Origin of the sequence: Paraburkholderia susongensis (assembly GCF_900177725.1) — a bacterium.
GTDB lineage: Bacteria > Pseudomonadota > Gammaproteobacteria > Burkholderiales > Burkholderiaceae > Paraburkholderia > Paraburkholderia susongensis.
In genome coordinates this window covers 1-13,428 of sequence record NZ_FXAT01000020.1, presented here as the reverse complement: position 1 = coordinate 13,428, position 13,428 = coordinate 1, and the positions used below count along the sequence as shown (strand labels likewise).

Sequence of the window (13,428 nt, the reverse complement as noted above, 5' to 3'; positions counted from 1 at the left end):
TAGCGAAGCGACGTTGCTGTTGGTCGTGCTCAGGCCGGTCGACACCGAGCTGATGCCGGTCGAAGCTGAAGTCGACAGCGAAGCGACGTTGCTGTTGGTCGTGCTCAGGCCGGTCGACACGGAGCTGATACCGGTCGAAGCCGAAGTCGACAGCGAAGCGACGTTGCTGTTGGTCGTGCTCAGGCCGGTCGACACGGAGGTGATACCGGTCGAGGCTGAAGTCGACAGCGAAGCGACGTTGCTGTTGGTCGTGCTCAGGCCGGTCGACACCGAGCTGATGCCGGTCGAGGCTGAAGTCGACAGCGAAGCGACGTTGCTGTTGGTCGTGCTCAAGGCCGTCGATATCGAGCCGATACCGGTCGAAGCCGACGTCGACAGTGAAGCGACGTTGCTGTTGGTCGTGCTCAGGCCGGTCGACACGGAGCTGATACCGGTCGAAGCCGACGTCGACAGCGAAGCGACGTTGCTGTTGGTCGTGCTCAGGCCGGTCGACACCGAGCTGATGCCGGTCGAAGCCGAAGTCGACAGCGAAGCGACGTTGCTGTTGGTTGTGCTCAGGCCAGTCGACACCGAGCTGATGCCAGTCGAAGTCGACGTCGACAGCGAGGTCAACTGGGAGAAGTTCACCGCGTCGGCCGGATTGGTGCCCGCCGCCAGATTGGTGATCTGGTGATTTCCGAGCGACGTTACGCCATTCAACGTTATCCCGGATGGGCCGTATAGAGTAATCGCACCCACCGCGTTATTGCCTGTCTGCCCGATCCACACATACGCCTGGTTACCACTCACTCCTGCGTTCGCGCTGCTATTCTCCGCAAGAATTACCCCCGTTCCGGTTCCGCAATTACCTTCATTAGCGTTAAAAAGCATCCCCGTGTTCCAACCATAATTGCTGGAGGTATCACTAGCTGCAGCGGTGTTGGGCGTCCCTGTACAGTTCGCAATTGCACCGGCCCAGGCTTCATTGCCCAACAGTCCGGCAGCACACATCACCGCCGCTCCAAGAACTATTCGCGTGCCACCCCTCCGCCGCGGTGCGTCATCAACACACGCGCTCCTCGACGACTTACCTCGCGCGCATGTCAACTCAGACGCGGCGACCCACGTGCCGAGTGCTTCGCTCCAGATACTCCGATACGTTTTATTCATTGCTGAAAAACCCCATTTTGTATCCAGCCTTAACGACACACTCGGTCTCGAAGGATTTCATCATTCTGGACAATTTAATTGCGGACAGATAATCGAAAATTCAGCGATTTCTATTTAATTATTCCTCGCCAGTTCAATATCAATGGCAAACGTAACGGCACAACTTCGCGTCAAGCCTGGTAGCCACAAATTCGCGATCCAGCCCCTTACCAGCCGCTCCGCCGTCGGGAATGATTGATATATGTCAAGCGTATCGATTCGCTGTCGTCGGAATGAAAAATTTTGTGAAGCGTCGCATATTCGCTCGTTCACGTCGGAGCCATGGTGACAACGCTGCCAGAAGGTAAGTGGCTGCCAAACGCCCGCTGGTCCGTCAGGGTGAATCGTGCGGGAGCTGCGAATTCTGGAGGCACATAATGTGACTTTCACGCTTTTATGCTCAGGTTTTTGACCGTCGCATATACCAAGACGGCCTGTCTGCGGCCTTTACTACGGTGGTCCGAATTTGGCGAGTACGTCAGCTACGGTTTCCGGATAAAGTTTTCGAGCGGTATCGCGCGGTCATTTCCTTAGGAGCAGTCGCTCTTTTCCAGCGGCGCCAGTCTGCCGAGGGGAAGTTGGCCATGGTTCGGGAGAGTTTCGAGCCAGGCAAGGCGGTATCAATGGTGGCGCACTGGTGCGGCGTCGACCAGAACCGGCTGTTCCATTGGCGCAAGCTGCACCGGAATGGCAATCTGTCCGCCGTATCTGTTGGTCAAAAGCTTCGTGAAGACGATAAAGCGCAACTATGTTGCCTTCACCAAAGTCTGATGCAGCGATGGCCGTTCGCAATCTGGCTGTCGCATTTGAACACTACAACGAGAAGCACCCGCACAGCGCGTTGAGATACCGCTCGCCACGCGGATTTCGACGCGGGACCGATTCATCAACCTTAGTGTGGGGCGGTGTCCGGAATTACAGGGGCAAATCCATCTCCCTCTTTTTGTCCGCTGCCTCCGAGTTCAAGAATCAGGATTCACAATGCTTGACATCTTTCCCGCTCCCGCATAGCTAAACTCCGCAATGCACGCGTCTGGAGATCATTCCAACTGGATATCCCTGCGAATGGAGAGAGGTCAAGGCGCGCTAACCAGACCCATTTATCGCGTGTCTATTCAGGCCATCGGCCGTAGATGACGAAGCGACTTAGGTTTCGATTTATAACGCCGTTGTAGAAATGGTATTCCCGTCACTCGACCGAAAAACAGACTAATAAGGATTTCAATATATGAGAACGAGAATTGCCGAATTAGCAAATCTACGCGACATGAAAAATCTGATTTGCAGCAATTTGTGGCCGTCCGACAGCGATTATTCATGGCGCGAGTTTTCCCGTTGGCCATTGGCCGCTGCGATCGCAGCGGTTCCGCTTTCGTTGTTCTTCGCATGGTGCTTTATCCATTTGCTGCTAGTGTTCGTGTTCCCGTCTTCGTAAGTCAAGCACTTGGCATTCCCTTACGGACTGATAGTCACTTCAGGCCTGTCCTGTTGATGTCCCGCTCAGTGGTTACTGGTGGTGCGGGTTGCGGCATTCCTTGATAAATCCACTCAAGCAGCGAATCGCGGACAACGCGGGCAGCCTCTGAGTGCACATCGTTGATAAAGCTGACCACTATATATCTCGTGTGGCTAGGGCCAGAGTGTTAGCGGCCAGGTCACGACGCTGCGTGCGCCGTCGAGAACGCCGGTGCAGATTGGCCAGCACCTGGGCCTGATGACGTGGCTGTGGTTCTGAAGATGCAGATGAAGAATGCTTGGCGGCTTGTCGCGCTCCCTGCGGCGATCGCCGTCGTAACGAACGTCTGTGCGCAGACGCCCTCGCCGATTGCTCCACCCGTCGCGCCGCGTCCGGTGCAGGACTCCGCGCAGCAACTGATTGACCAGCAGCGCGAGGCCGCGCGCCAGCGACAGCTTGCCGAGCCGCCGGCGCAGATCAATGTCGCGCCGTCCGGCAGCGACACCTCGCTGAACATCCCGCTGGGCACGCCGGTCGACCAGATCCCCGAGCCCGGTCCGACATTCCGGGTTGAACACATTACCCTGACCGGACCGGAAGGCAGACCGCTCGTCCTGACCACTGTGTTGCAGTCGTCGCTGGACGCGATCACCGCAGCATTTACCGGACACGAGATCGGTTCGCACCGCCTGAACGTCCTGCTGCGACGTCTCACCGAGGCCTATGTATCCGCCGGCTACATGACGACGCGCGCAGTGCTCGGGCCGCAGAGCATCGGTTCAGGCACGCTGACGGTCGTGATTCAGACAGGGCTGATTGAAGCGTTCACGGTCAACGGCAAGCCGATTCGTCGGCTGGCGACGAACGAGCAATCCGCTGGAGGCGGGTGGTTGACCGATGCGGGCTACCAGAACGCATTCCCGACCGGCCCGAGCGATCCGTTGCGGCTCTCCGACATCGACCAGGGCGTCGCGCAGATCAACCGTCTGCGCCGCAACCAGACGACCGTGCAGGTGCTGCCGGGGCAGGCTGTGGGCAATTCGGTGATCGCCGTCAACAACGAGCCAGGCGACCGCACGTACTACACGCTGGGCGTCGACAACTATGGCGCGGAATCGACCGGAGTGACGCGCTATCGCGCAGGGGTTGAGGCAGACGATCTGATCGGTCTGCAGGAGTCCCTGAGCCTGAACTACATCGACAGTCTCGAAAGCAATGCGCTCGTCAGCTCGCTCGCGATTCCGTGGGGCCGTAATACGTTCAGTTACACGCTATTGGACTCCGAATACCAGCAGCTCGTCGGCACCACGGCGCTCGAATATGGCCGCACGCTCAGCCATATCTTTGGCTGGAACTATCAGCTCGGACGTACCGCATCTGACCTCACGGCGCTCGACGCGACGCTGTCATGGCGACGCACCGACCGCGAGATCAACGACGCTGACCTCGACCCTGAACGCGTGGTGGTGCTGCGTGTGGGCGGCAACTGGCTGCACCGTTTCGTGCTGAATGATGCACCGGGCAACGTCACGCTCGACGCGGGGCTGTCGCAGGGCCTGCCGTGGTTCGGCGCGAATCATGACGGAGCGGATGCGCCCTGCACTGACGCGCATGCGCAGTTCACGAAGTTCGACGCGACAGCAACCTGGACCATGCCGCTGCCGAAGCTGGGGCGCGCCGCACGGGCCTATCGCGGTGCGCTCGGCGGCCAGTACACGAACGTGGCGCTTTACGGCACCGAACAGCTCTATCTCGGCGGCATGGACACGATCCGGGGCTTCCGTTCGGGTGACATCGCGGGCGACCGGGGCATCTATTCGCGCAACGAACTGGTATGGGTGAACGTGCCGGTATGGCATGACGGGCGCGTTGAACCCTATGTTTTCCTCGACGCGGGAAACGCCGATCTCATCGCGGTGCCGGGCTTTGCCACGCAGGCAGGTACGGGCGTGGGTCTGCGTGCGCAATGGCAGTGGCACCGGCAGCAATTCTCCGCCGAAGGGCTGGTGGGACGGCAGCTCTGTCGGCTCGCAGCCATCGGTCCGAAGTCGACGCTCGCGCTCGGCACGATCAACTGGACTTTCTAGCAATTTTTATTAAAAGGTGCACCCAATGTTTCGACTCAACAATATGATCCGCGTCGCGTGCGTGAGCGCATTTACCTCGGTCGCGCTCAGCACGTTCACATCGTCGTTCGCGCATGCCGCCGATGCGCCCGCATCGAACCTGCACGCCGGCACGGTGGCCATTGTCAACGGCGTGACGGTGCCGCAGAGCCAGCTCGACGATGCCGTGCGGATGGTCACGGCAAAGACCGGCCAGCCCGACACACCGCAGTTGCGCCAGATGCTCAGAAGCGGGCTGGTCGCACGCGAGGTGCTACGACAAAATGCAGAAAGGGCCCACTACGATCTGAAGCCGGAAGTGCAGCGGGCGCCTGCTGTTGCAAAGGTCGGCACTGAGATCCAACTGTACCTGAAGGACAGCATTCACCCGGAAGCTGTAACGGACGGCCAGGTGAAGGCACGTTATGACGCCATCGTCGCTTCGCTTGGCAAGGATGAGTTCAAGTCGCGCATCATTACCGTGGGCGATGAGGCAACGGCGAAGAAGGTGCTGGGCAAGGCAAAAGCAGGCGATACCTTTGAGGCATTGGCGAAGGAATACAGCTTGGCACCCAGCAAGGCAAACGGCGGCGAGATGCCATGGCTCAGTTTCCCCGTGCCAGTGACCTGGGGTAGGACGCAGGGTTTGCCGGTGATGCTGGCGCAGGCGATCTCGCAGTTGCCGGTTGGCGGTATGACGCCCCAGCCAGTCCAGGTGGGGGATGTCTGGACGATTGTGAAGCTCGACGCGAAGCGCCCGACGCAGGTACCGGCCTTTGACCAGGCGAAGGATGCGATGCGCAAACAGCTGGAAACGCTCGCGATGGAGAAGGCTGCGGCGCAGTTCACCGCCGCGCAGATCAAGGGCGCAAGCATCCAGCAGTGACCGGGGTTGTGACCGAACGATTGTCAACTGGGCGCCTGTGTGGTCGTCGGGATCTGTGATTAAACGCGCGGATAGCTAGCATTGGCGCTTAGCGTAATGTTCGGGAGCAGTCATGCAGCGTGTAGATGATGACGTGTGAGGACGCGCCACGCGAGGCTGCGCGAGCGCTAGTTGACGATTGTCGCCGCGCGAGGCGGCACGGTCGTTGAGGGGGCGTTCACAGGATTGCAGGCACGCTACCGGTTGCGTTGCGCGCAGTGGCACAAATGGGAGGCGCAGGGTTGAAAGATCAGCGAGGGGAGATGGCGCCCACGCTGTGCTGCCGAAGCCGGCGCGCAACGGAATTTCCGTGTGGACGATCTGCAGCGGCTGCAGCACACCGCAATGCAGCACGGAAGAGCATGTCTGGCGACGGAATACACCGTTACGCCGAGGAAGTACAGGTTCCGTCGTGAGTTTCGCAGGGTGAGGACGGCGCACCAGATCAGCCTCCCGACACCGAGCACTGAGTCTGCCTTTCCTGCCACTTGGGTGAGCAGCCGAGCCCACTGCGGGCTTCATCGGCCCGATCCGACAGCACCTCGCGCTCAAGCGACATCTGCTGCGTGCTTCGCTCTATCGAAAACAGCTCGCTGAGTGCTTTGCCGGATAGCATCGTTTCACCGAGCTTACCCAAAATCCGTCAGCCTTTTGAGCAAACACGCGCCTTCCGCGATTTTGCGCCGTCTACTAGCCAACGTGACAATATCGGCGGGGGGGCAGCATTTTTATGCTGCATGCGTATTTGTTGTGCGAATTCAATTTTGAAAAAGTCTAACAATATAAATTTTATTATTGCGTTACGCTCGTTGAACTCCAGTAGGCGTGTATTGGAGAGGCGATCGGGAAAAGCGGAGGCTCGCCTCCACGCCCAAAGTTGCAACGCAATGGCTGCAAGGTAGGTAATTACGCTTGAGTGCTAGGAAATTCACAGGTTCGGCAAATGTCTGTTGCCTTGATGCAAAGAGCGGTCACACAAGCATTTGGCGGGAAGGGGGCCGGGCAGCAGGTGATTGCGCAGCTTGACCGGCAACCTGGAAACACATACAGATTTCGGCTCGAAAACGCCGGGGGAGTCGGGCCTTGGTGGAAGGTGTAGATAACTGATATCGCGACCGACGATCGCTGGGATCTTTGCCAGATCCAGGCTCAGTCAGGATGGGGTAACCTGCAGAGGAATGTTTCAACATTCACCGAGGCATTTAACAATGGCGACAATTGCGAACGGATTCTCTATGCGCGCAGCATTCGGTTCACCAACCTCGGGCAATGGCGTGGGGACGACTACCCAAATGTTGGCCAGTACCTGTGGTAGCTTCTCTAATCCGTGTTCATTGCCGCAAGTGACCGGTGCAAAAGATGGTGTCAACATCGGCACGCGTTCTGATATGGTTGGATCCAGCTTGGTACACCTGATTGGTCTCAACAATGGTCCACAGAGTTGGGGGGATTACGACTGGAAAGGGAAAATTGGCTCTATCTTCAAGTATCCAAACCATTATTTGAATCAAATCGAATATTTTAAGCTCGCTGCGTTGGGTGCCGATGATCGATACTGTTATTTCGCCACAATGCTGACAGCCAATCGGTATTGGCAGTACTTGGGAACCAATATTGGCGGTGGCCCGGCATGGCGACGAACCGCACGCTAACGCGAGTGAATCCCAGAAAAATCGCGCAGGGGCTTGGCGCCATCGTTCGATGGCTCGAAAACATGACTGCCCTTGAAGAACGGATCCCTTGCCGAGCGATTAAACTCAAGCAAGGGGAGATACGCATTCATCGATCACAATCGTCATCGCTGCTCGGTCGGCACCGCACGACGCGACGTGCGGCAATGGACGAAGTCGTCGACTGGCTCGCTTTCTACAATGCCCGTCGGTTGCGTTCGACATTGAACGATGTCAGTCCCATGAGATTTGAGAAGGGCTGGGCCATCGCTCAGCAAGGGCAAGTGGCCTGATTATCCCAGCTATGGGATTCGTGAAACAGAGGGCAAAGTCAAAATCCGCGTAAGTCAATGACTTGTATTCCAGGATCGATGCATGCGGGTTGGCAGCATAGTTGTGAACTCCCAAAGCCACACCGAGCGGCACGCTCATAACACTTCAGGGATGTATGGAGCCGACCTTCATCGAACTTGCTGCACACGCGCAATCCTCTCGAGTCGCGGCACAAGAACCAGCGACATCGTCGGCGGCCGGCAATCAAACTGCCCAACTGCTCAACACCACTGCGGTCTTTGCCGTTGGTTTTCTCGGCCGCCCGATTGGAGGGTGGCGGCCGGCGGTCTATGCGGAAGAGCGCCGGCCGGCGCTGCTCGTCTCGGTCGTACTGATGTGCACGGGTTCGCTCATCATCGTCCTTCAGCAATTCGTGCTGACGACTCATCAACTCGCGATCTGGGGCTGGCACGTTCCGTTCTTCTTCGGTGCGGCTGGCGCGCTTGCCACGATGCGCGTGCGCTCGTCGATGGAAGAAACGAGCGAGTTCGAGAAGGCCCGCGGCGTGCAACCGAAACAGAAAAAACAGAATTCGCTCTCCGAGCTTCGCAAACATCCGCGTGCGGTTCTGACCGTGGTAGGTCTGACGATCGGTGGCACGATTGCGTTCTATACGTACTCGATCTGTATGCAGAAATTCCTCGTCAACACGATCGGCATGAGCAAACACGACGCGATGCTGCAGCCCGTCATCGGGTGGATTTCCGACCGCATCGAGGGCTCCGCGCGATGAATGTACGCACGCGGCGGCTGCAACGAGCGGCAACCGCGCTCGCGATCGTTGCGTGCTGCGTCGCAGCCGCTTGGCTAGCCTACGTGCGTGTGCTTCGGTACTACTCGCGCGTGCGCGTCGCAGAAGTCGCGCAGCGTTCATCGTTCCATGCGCTAAAGCTGGAATCGCAGCTCGCGCGCTACGAATCGCTGCCGCGTATCGTAGCGCTCGAACCTGTACTCGTGCAGCTGCTTAACGATCCTGGTAACGTCCGGTTGCGCGCGCGGGCCAACGCCTATCTAAAGGCTGTCCAGACGAACGCGGCACTCTCCGCCGCATATGTGATGATCTCTGACGGCACGACACTCGCTGCAAGCAACAGCGACGAGCCGGGCAGTTTCGTCGGATCGAACTATGCGTTTCGCCCTTATTTCACGAACGCAATGCAGCATGGCACCGGGCGATTCTACGGCGTCGGCAATACAACCGGGAAGGCTGGCTACTTCCTCGCGGCGCCAATCCGGGATCTTGCGCATCCCGGGAGCCGCCCGATCGGTGCAGTCGTGATCAAGGCTTCGCTCGACCGGTACGAATCCGCGTTGACGAAAAGTGGCGACATTGTCCTGGTGGTCGACCAGAATAACGTGACCTTTCTGTCGTCCGTGGCCGGCTGGCGCTATCGCACGCTCGCACCACTTTCCACCGAATCGCGCCACAAGCTTGGCGAGACCCGGCAATACGGCGACGCGCCACTCGACACACTGGCCGCGCGTTCACCCGGCTCCGCGCAATCGGCCGCCTTACCGGATCGGCTCCCTGTCGCGCTGCTGGGCGGGCGTTCCGACTGGTATCGTGTCATGTATCGTCCGGTAGGTCCGCTTGGCTGGAAGGTTGCCGTACTCGTCGATCCAGTCGATGACTGGCGGAGCGCCGCGTTTGCATCCGTCAGTGCCGCTGCCGCCACGGCGCTCGTGTTCGCGCTCGTCACGTTTGGCTGGGTCCGCATCAGCCGGAAGAAGGAACGGCAAAACGCACGCGTCGCGCTGCTGGAAGCGCAGCATGACATTGAGCAACGGATTGCCAAACGCACCGCCGAACTCACCCGGGCAAATGCGACGCTCGAAGAGAAAGTCAATGCGCTGGATGCCGCGCGCCGCATTCTGCGAGACACACGCGACGCCGCAATCCAGGCCGGCAAGCTTGCGGCGCTGGGCCAAATGGCAGCCGGCATCACGCACGAGTTGAGTCAGCCACTTGCTGCGATTATGACGCTGTCGAGCAACGCCGTGCGTATGGCCGAACTGGGCCGCCCGGTTGATATGGCTGACAACCTTGTTCTGATCAGCGATCTCGCCGACCGAATGGGCAAGATCGTCGCGCACGTGAAGGGATTCGCGCGACACGAAGGAATCATCCGGGCGCCGGTTTCGATCGCGGCCTCGCTGCGCCAGGCGCTGCTCCTCGTCGAGCAGCATCGCAAGACCGCGAACGTGTCAATTAACGTCGAGCCGGTGCCTGCGCACGCCATCGTGGTAGCTAGTTCGATCCGGATCGAGCAAGTGTTTGTCAATCTGCTCGCCAATGCGATCGACTCCAGTGTGGCCTCCCCGTCGGCCCGCGAGGTAACGGTCACGGTTGAAGTGACCGGCCAGCTGGTGCGCGTCAACGTGGCCGACAGCGGCAACGGCATCGAGCCAGATGTGACGGCGCGTCTTTTCGAGCCGTTTTTTACGACAAAGCCGGCCGGAAAGGGCCTCGGCCTCGGGCTCACGATTTCGCGGACCATCGTTGACGAATTCGGTGGCCGCCTCCTTGCTAGCAATCGCGACGAAGGCGGTGCGGTCTTCACGGTCGAACTGCAACGCGTAACGAGAGCATCACTATCGACACGTCGAACCTGAACACCTTGTACGGCGCGTACGCCGTCTACGTGATCGATGGCGACCCGATCGTGCGCTTCGGCTGCGCGCAGGCGCTGATGCTCGAAAGCATGGGTTCTTGAGAGTTCGAGGGCGCCGAAAGCGCGTTTGTTGCGCTCGCCAACAATCCTCCCGCGTTGATCGTCAGCGATGTCCGATTGCCGGACATCGACGGCCCTACGTTGTTCGACAGCATCAAAGCGCGCCCTGCGGAAGCCGGCCAGTCATCCTGATGACAGGGCATGGCGACGGTGGCGATGGCAGCTGCCGCGATGTACTCTGGCGCGTACGACGTCATCGAGAAATCGTTTCACTCCGATCGGCTCGTAGACGCTGAGTGGCGTGCACTGGAACATCGCAAGCTCGTCATGGAGAGTCAGAGTCTACACGCGCAATTGAACAGCGAACGGCCGTTGCTTGGACGCTCGCCGGCGATGCGTCGATTTCAGTTGACGACCGCCTGCCACAGGGGATTCATTCGAAAATCGCTGTAACTATTTGGTTAACGGTGATTGAGCATCGGAAATGCTCGTGATGGCACGACGCACGTCAGCAAACTTGCCAGAGACCAGTAGCCTTGCCCGGTGATAAAAGTAGGCTCTGCGGGCAAGACCCGGTCCGGCAAAGAGTTATGACAGCGTGTAGGTTTGCCTCAGGGCATCAACCAGCAACGTCTTCTCCCGATTGGTCAGGAGCAGCGGGTCGAGGCACACGCTTTTTTAACAGTTTATTGGCCTTCTTCAAAATGTCGTGTTCGAGCTGCAATTGCCGGATGTTGCGTCGAAGCGATTCGACTTGCCGCTCCAGCTTTGCTCGCTCAGGGGGGGCTGTGGCAAATTGTTTGGCGTTTCATGGATGCCGGAACTTCACGACCGAGTAGCCTATTTTCCAGTTGCATAACGTCGGCCTGCACACGCCTATCTTTTGAGCAACCACTTGCGCACTTTCCTCTCGAGTGCACAGTTCGATGACTGCTGCCTTCTTCGACTCTCGAGGCTGCGATACACCCCTGGCGTTGTCTGCAACGCGGTTCCTGGCTTTAGGGCGTAACTCATCAAGCCAGGCCGCGACGCGTTTTCCGAGTCTTATGTAGAGTCTAACCGCTCGAATGCGGTCTTTATAGGCACCTTCGGTAGGATCAATTCTGGGTGGACATCAACAGTCAGCCATTCCAACAGCACCAATAATTACTTCGCAATACTGAAAAAGATACGCACTTCATGATGCTCTGATGCAGGCGTACAACAGACGCAGGCGACGACGATGTCTTTATGTATATCTAGCCCGGCACGGCGCGGATAGAGTACCTGCATGCTGCCGTCCTGCGGAATAGGGAAAGATAGCGGCGATAACCCTCGTTATCGGATTCTGGTAAGCGTGCTCTGGCAGGGCAGCATGTACTCTCGGTCACAATTCGAATTGTTCGCAGGTTTCGATTTCAACTCTCAAACGGGCTCAGTGCGTCAGACAATGGGCCAATCTCGACCACCGCTGCCTCGTAATCGCATTCCTCCGCAGATCCTCCAGCATCAGTCGTGCGCTTCGTCCTTTGGGGGCGAGCAACATCCGATAAATCACTCTCAAGAGTTGGAGCCATTGCCCGTAAGAGGTGGTTAAAACACTGGTCAATCAAGGATTATTTGATGCAAATCGAGTGACAAATGTTGACACAACGCAGCGACAGCAGAGAAGAGAATCGCGCCACGGATATCGGTAACGAGTGGTGACATTTCCCGTGGTTAATAACCTTAAAAAAGGTTTAAAGATCAAGATTTTCAAGAAAGTTTTAATGTAAAAAACTTTTAAAAAAGTTAGATGAACTTAATTATCAATTCCTCGCTGAGAAGTCCAGGAAGGTATTGGAGGCCAATGAAAATTCGTTTTCTTGAAGTTGCGTGTCTGCTTACGAAATGATCATAGGGAATACATATGAATAAGGCGTATAGAAGTATCTGGAATGAAGCACTCGGTTCATGGACGGCGGTGTCTGAGCTCTCATCGTCACGCGGAAAGCCGAATCGGGGAAAGATCGCGATTGCAGTCGCGATGCTTGCCATTGGTGCGCATTCGCATCTGGCTAACGCACAGACAGCTGGGTTTGGCGGGACCGCCACTGGTCCCAACAGCATTGCCTTGGGGACCCTCGCGGTTGCAACGGGGAATATCAATGGGCCAGCAATCGCGCTTGGAAATCAAACAACCGCAAGTGGCGGGCACGACTCTGCTATTGGCGATGGTTCGCTTGCAAGCAATGGCGATTATAATGCTGCGCTTGGTACGCAGACTACAGCAAGTGGAAATCAAGCAGTAGCGGTTGGTACGGGATCGGCCGCAATCGGGATCCAAGCGTTGGCTATCGGAGCATCCGCGTCTGCCGTCGGCGGTGCTACTGCGATTGGAGCCAAAGCATCTGCAGCTGGGGCAAATTCGATCGCGTTCGGAACCACTGCATATACTTCTGGCCTACAGGCCATAGCCATCGGTAACGGTGCTACTGCTTCGGGACCGGTTGCGACAGCACTTGGCAGTGGCGCTACAGCCACGTATACGGGTGGTGTGGCGCTCGGATCTGGGAGTGTCGCTAACGCCGCACCAACGGGTACCGGGTATTTGACTGGTACTGCCGCTCCGTCCAGTGCTGTTTCTGTTGGAAGTTCAAGTTCACTGCGGCGCATTTCTAACGTCGCGGACGGTTCCGCGCCGCAAGACGCTGTGACGGTGTCCCAACTCAGCACGGGCCTGAGTACCGTCGAAAGCCAGATTTCGAACAGCAGCACCGGAGCTCTCTCGTCGAGCCTGAGCACGACCAACAGCAATGTGGCCTCGCTGTCGACGTCCACGTCGACCACGGCCAGCTCGCTGTCGTCGGGCCTGAGCACGACCAACAGCAATGTGGCTTCGCTGTCGACGTCCACGTCAACGACGGCCAGCTCGCTGTCGTCGGGCCTGAGCACGACCAACAGCAACGTGGCTTCGCTGTCGACCTCGGCCTCGACGGGCATCGCGAACTCGGTCCAGTACGACAATCCGAGCCACACGAAGGTCACGCTGGGCGGTGCGGGTTCGACCACGCCGGTTACGCTGACCAACGTTGCCGCGGGCACCAACCCGACGGACGCG

Annotated in this window: 6 protein-coding genes and 10 pseudogenes; 11 read left to right on the top strand and 5 right to left on the bottom strand. The window is 58.2% G+C overall.

Annotated elements, in window-relative coordinates:
• Positions 1 to 669 (bottom strand): annotated as a pseudogene (locus B9Z01_RS37015) (BspA family leucine-rich repeat surface protein); the annotation flags it as partial.
• 396 nt (positions 670 to 1,065) lie between these two features.
• Positions 1,066 to 1,149, bottom strand: a pseudogene (locus B9Z01_RS37010) (ESPR domain-containing protein); the annotation flags it as partial.
• 623 nt (positions 1,150 to 1,772) lie between these two features.
• On the opposite strand from B9Z01_RS37010, the pseudogene B9Z01_RS37005 reads away from it, so the two are divergent.
• Positions 1,773 to 1,829 (top strand): annotated as a pseudogene (locus B9Z01_RS37005) (hypothetical protein); the annotation flags it as partial.
• On the opposite strand, the gene B9Z01_RS36740 reads toward B9Z01_RS37005, so the two are convergent.
• The gene (locus B9Z01_RS36740; protein ID WP_275937540.1) at positions 1,809 to 1,934 is read right to left on the bottom strand and encodes a hypothetical protein; all 126 of its coding nucleotides are present in this window, start codon (positions 1,932 to 1,934) and stop codon (positions 1,809 to 1,811) included. The pseudogene B9Z01_RS37005 and the gene B9Z01_RS36740 sit on opposite strands and share 21 nt — an antisense overlap.
• Between B9Z01_RS36740 and B9Z01_RS33025 the strand changes: the two are divergent.
• The 8 genes and pseudogenes from B9Z01_RS33025 to B9Z01_RS33000 form a co-directional block, all read left to right on the top strand.
• Positions 1,906 to 2,083 (top strand): annotated as a pseudogene (locus B9Z01_RS33025) (integrase core domain-containing protein); the annotation flags it as partial. The gene B9Z01_RS36740 and the pseudogene B9Z01_RS33025 sit on opposite strands and share 29 nt — an antisense overlap.
• A gap of 848 nt (positions 2,084 to 2,931) precedes the next feature.
• The gene (locus B9Z01_RS33020) at positions 2,932 to 4,731 is read left to right on the top strand and encodes a ShlB/FhaC/HecB family hemolysin secretion/activation protein (RefSeq protein ID WP_085489795.1); all 1,800 of its coding nucleotides are present in this window, start codon (positions 2,932 to 2,934) and stop codon (positions 4,729 to 4,731) included.
• 25 nt (positions 4,732 to 4,756) lie between these two features.
• Positions 4,757 to 5,635 (top strand): peptidylprolyl isomerase, encoded by an 879-nt coding sequence (locus B9Z01_RS33015; RefSeq protein ID WP_085489737.1) that lies wholly within the window; start codon positions 4,757 to 4,759, stop codon positions 5,633 to 5,635.
• Between the two features lie 562 nt (positions 5,636 to 6,197).
• Positions 6,198 to 6,287, top strand: a pseudogene (locus tag B9Z01_RS35290) (IS6 family transposase); the annotation flags it as partial.
• A 622-nt stretch (positions 6,288 to 6,909) separates the two neighbouring features.
• Positions 6,910 to 7,326 carry a hypothetical protein gene (locus B9Z01_RS35285; protein WP_143809134.1) on the top strand — a complete coding sequence of 139 codons (417 nt, stop codon included), beginning with the start codon at positions 6,910 to 6,912 and terminating at the stop codon, positions 7,324 to 7,326.
• Positions 7,327 to 7,475: 149 nt separating this feature from the next.
• Positions 7,476 to 7,637: pseudogene (locus tag B9Z01_RS35280) on the top strand (IS3 family transposase); the annotation flags it as partial.
• A 236-nt stretch (positions 7,638 to 7,873) separates the two neighbouring features.
• Positions 7,874 to 8,392: pseudogene (locus B9Z01_RS33005) on the top strand (MFS transporter); the annotation flags it as partial.
• Between the two features lie 14 nt (positions 8,393 to 8,406).
• Entirely contained in the window at positions 8,407 to 10,290 is a 1,884-nt protein-coding gene (locus tag B9Z01_RS33000; RefSeq protein WP_085489735.1) for a sensor histidine kinase, read from the top strand.
• 25 nt (positions 10,291 to 10,315) lie between these two features.
• On the opposite strand, the gene B9Z01_RS35790 is transcribed toward B9Z01_RS33000, so the two are convergent.
• On the bottom strand, positions 10,316 to 10,606 hold the full coding sequence (locus B9Z01_RS35790) for a hypothetical protein (RefSeq protein WP_167387608.1): 291 nt from the start codon (positions 10,604 to 10,606) through the stop codon (positions 10,316 to 10,318).
• A gap of 226 nt (positions 10,607 to 10,832) precedes the next feature.
• Positions 10,833 to 11,379: pseudogene (locus B9Z01_RS36525) on the bottom strand (transposase family protein); the annotation flags it as partial.
• Between the two features lie 858 nt (positions 11,380 to 12,237).
• Here B9Z01_RS36525 and B9Z01_RS37000 point away from each other — a divergent pair.
• Both B9Z01_RS37000 and B9Z01_RS36995 read left to right on the top strand, forming a co-directional pair.
• Positions 12,238 to 12,831: pseudogene (locus tag B9Z01_RS37000) on the top strand (ESPR-type extended signal peptide-containing protein); the annotation flags it as partial.
• Positions 12,832 to 13,026: 195 nt separating this feature from the next.
• Positions 13,027 to 13,428, top strand: a pseudogene (locus B9Z01_RS36995) (hypothetical protein); the annotation flags it as partial.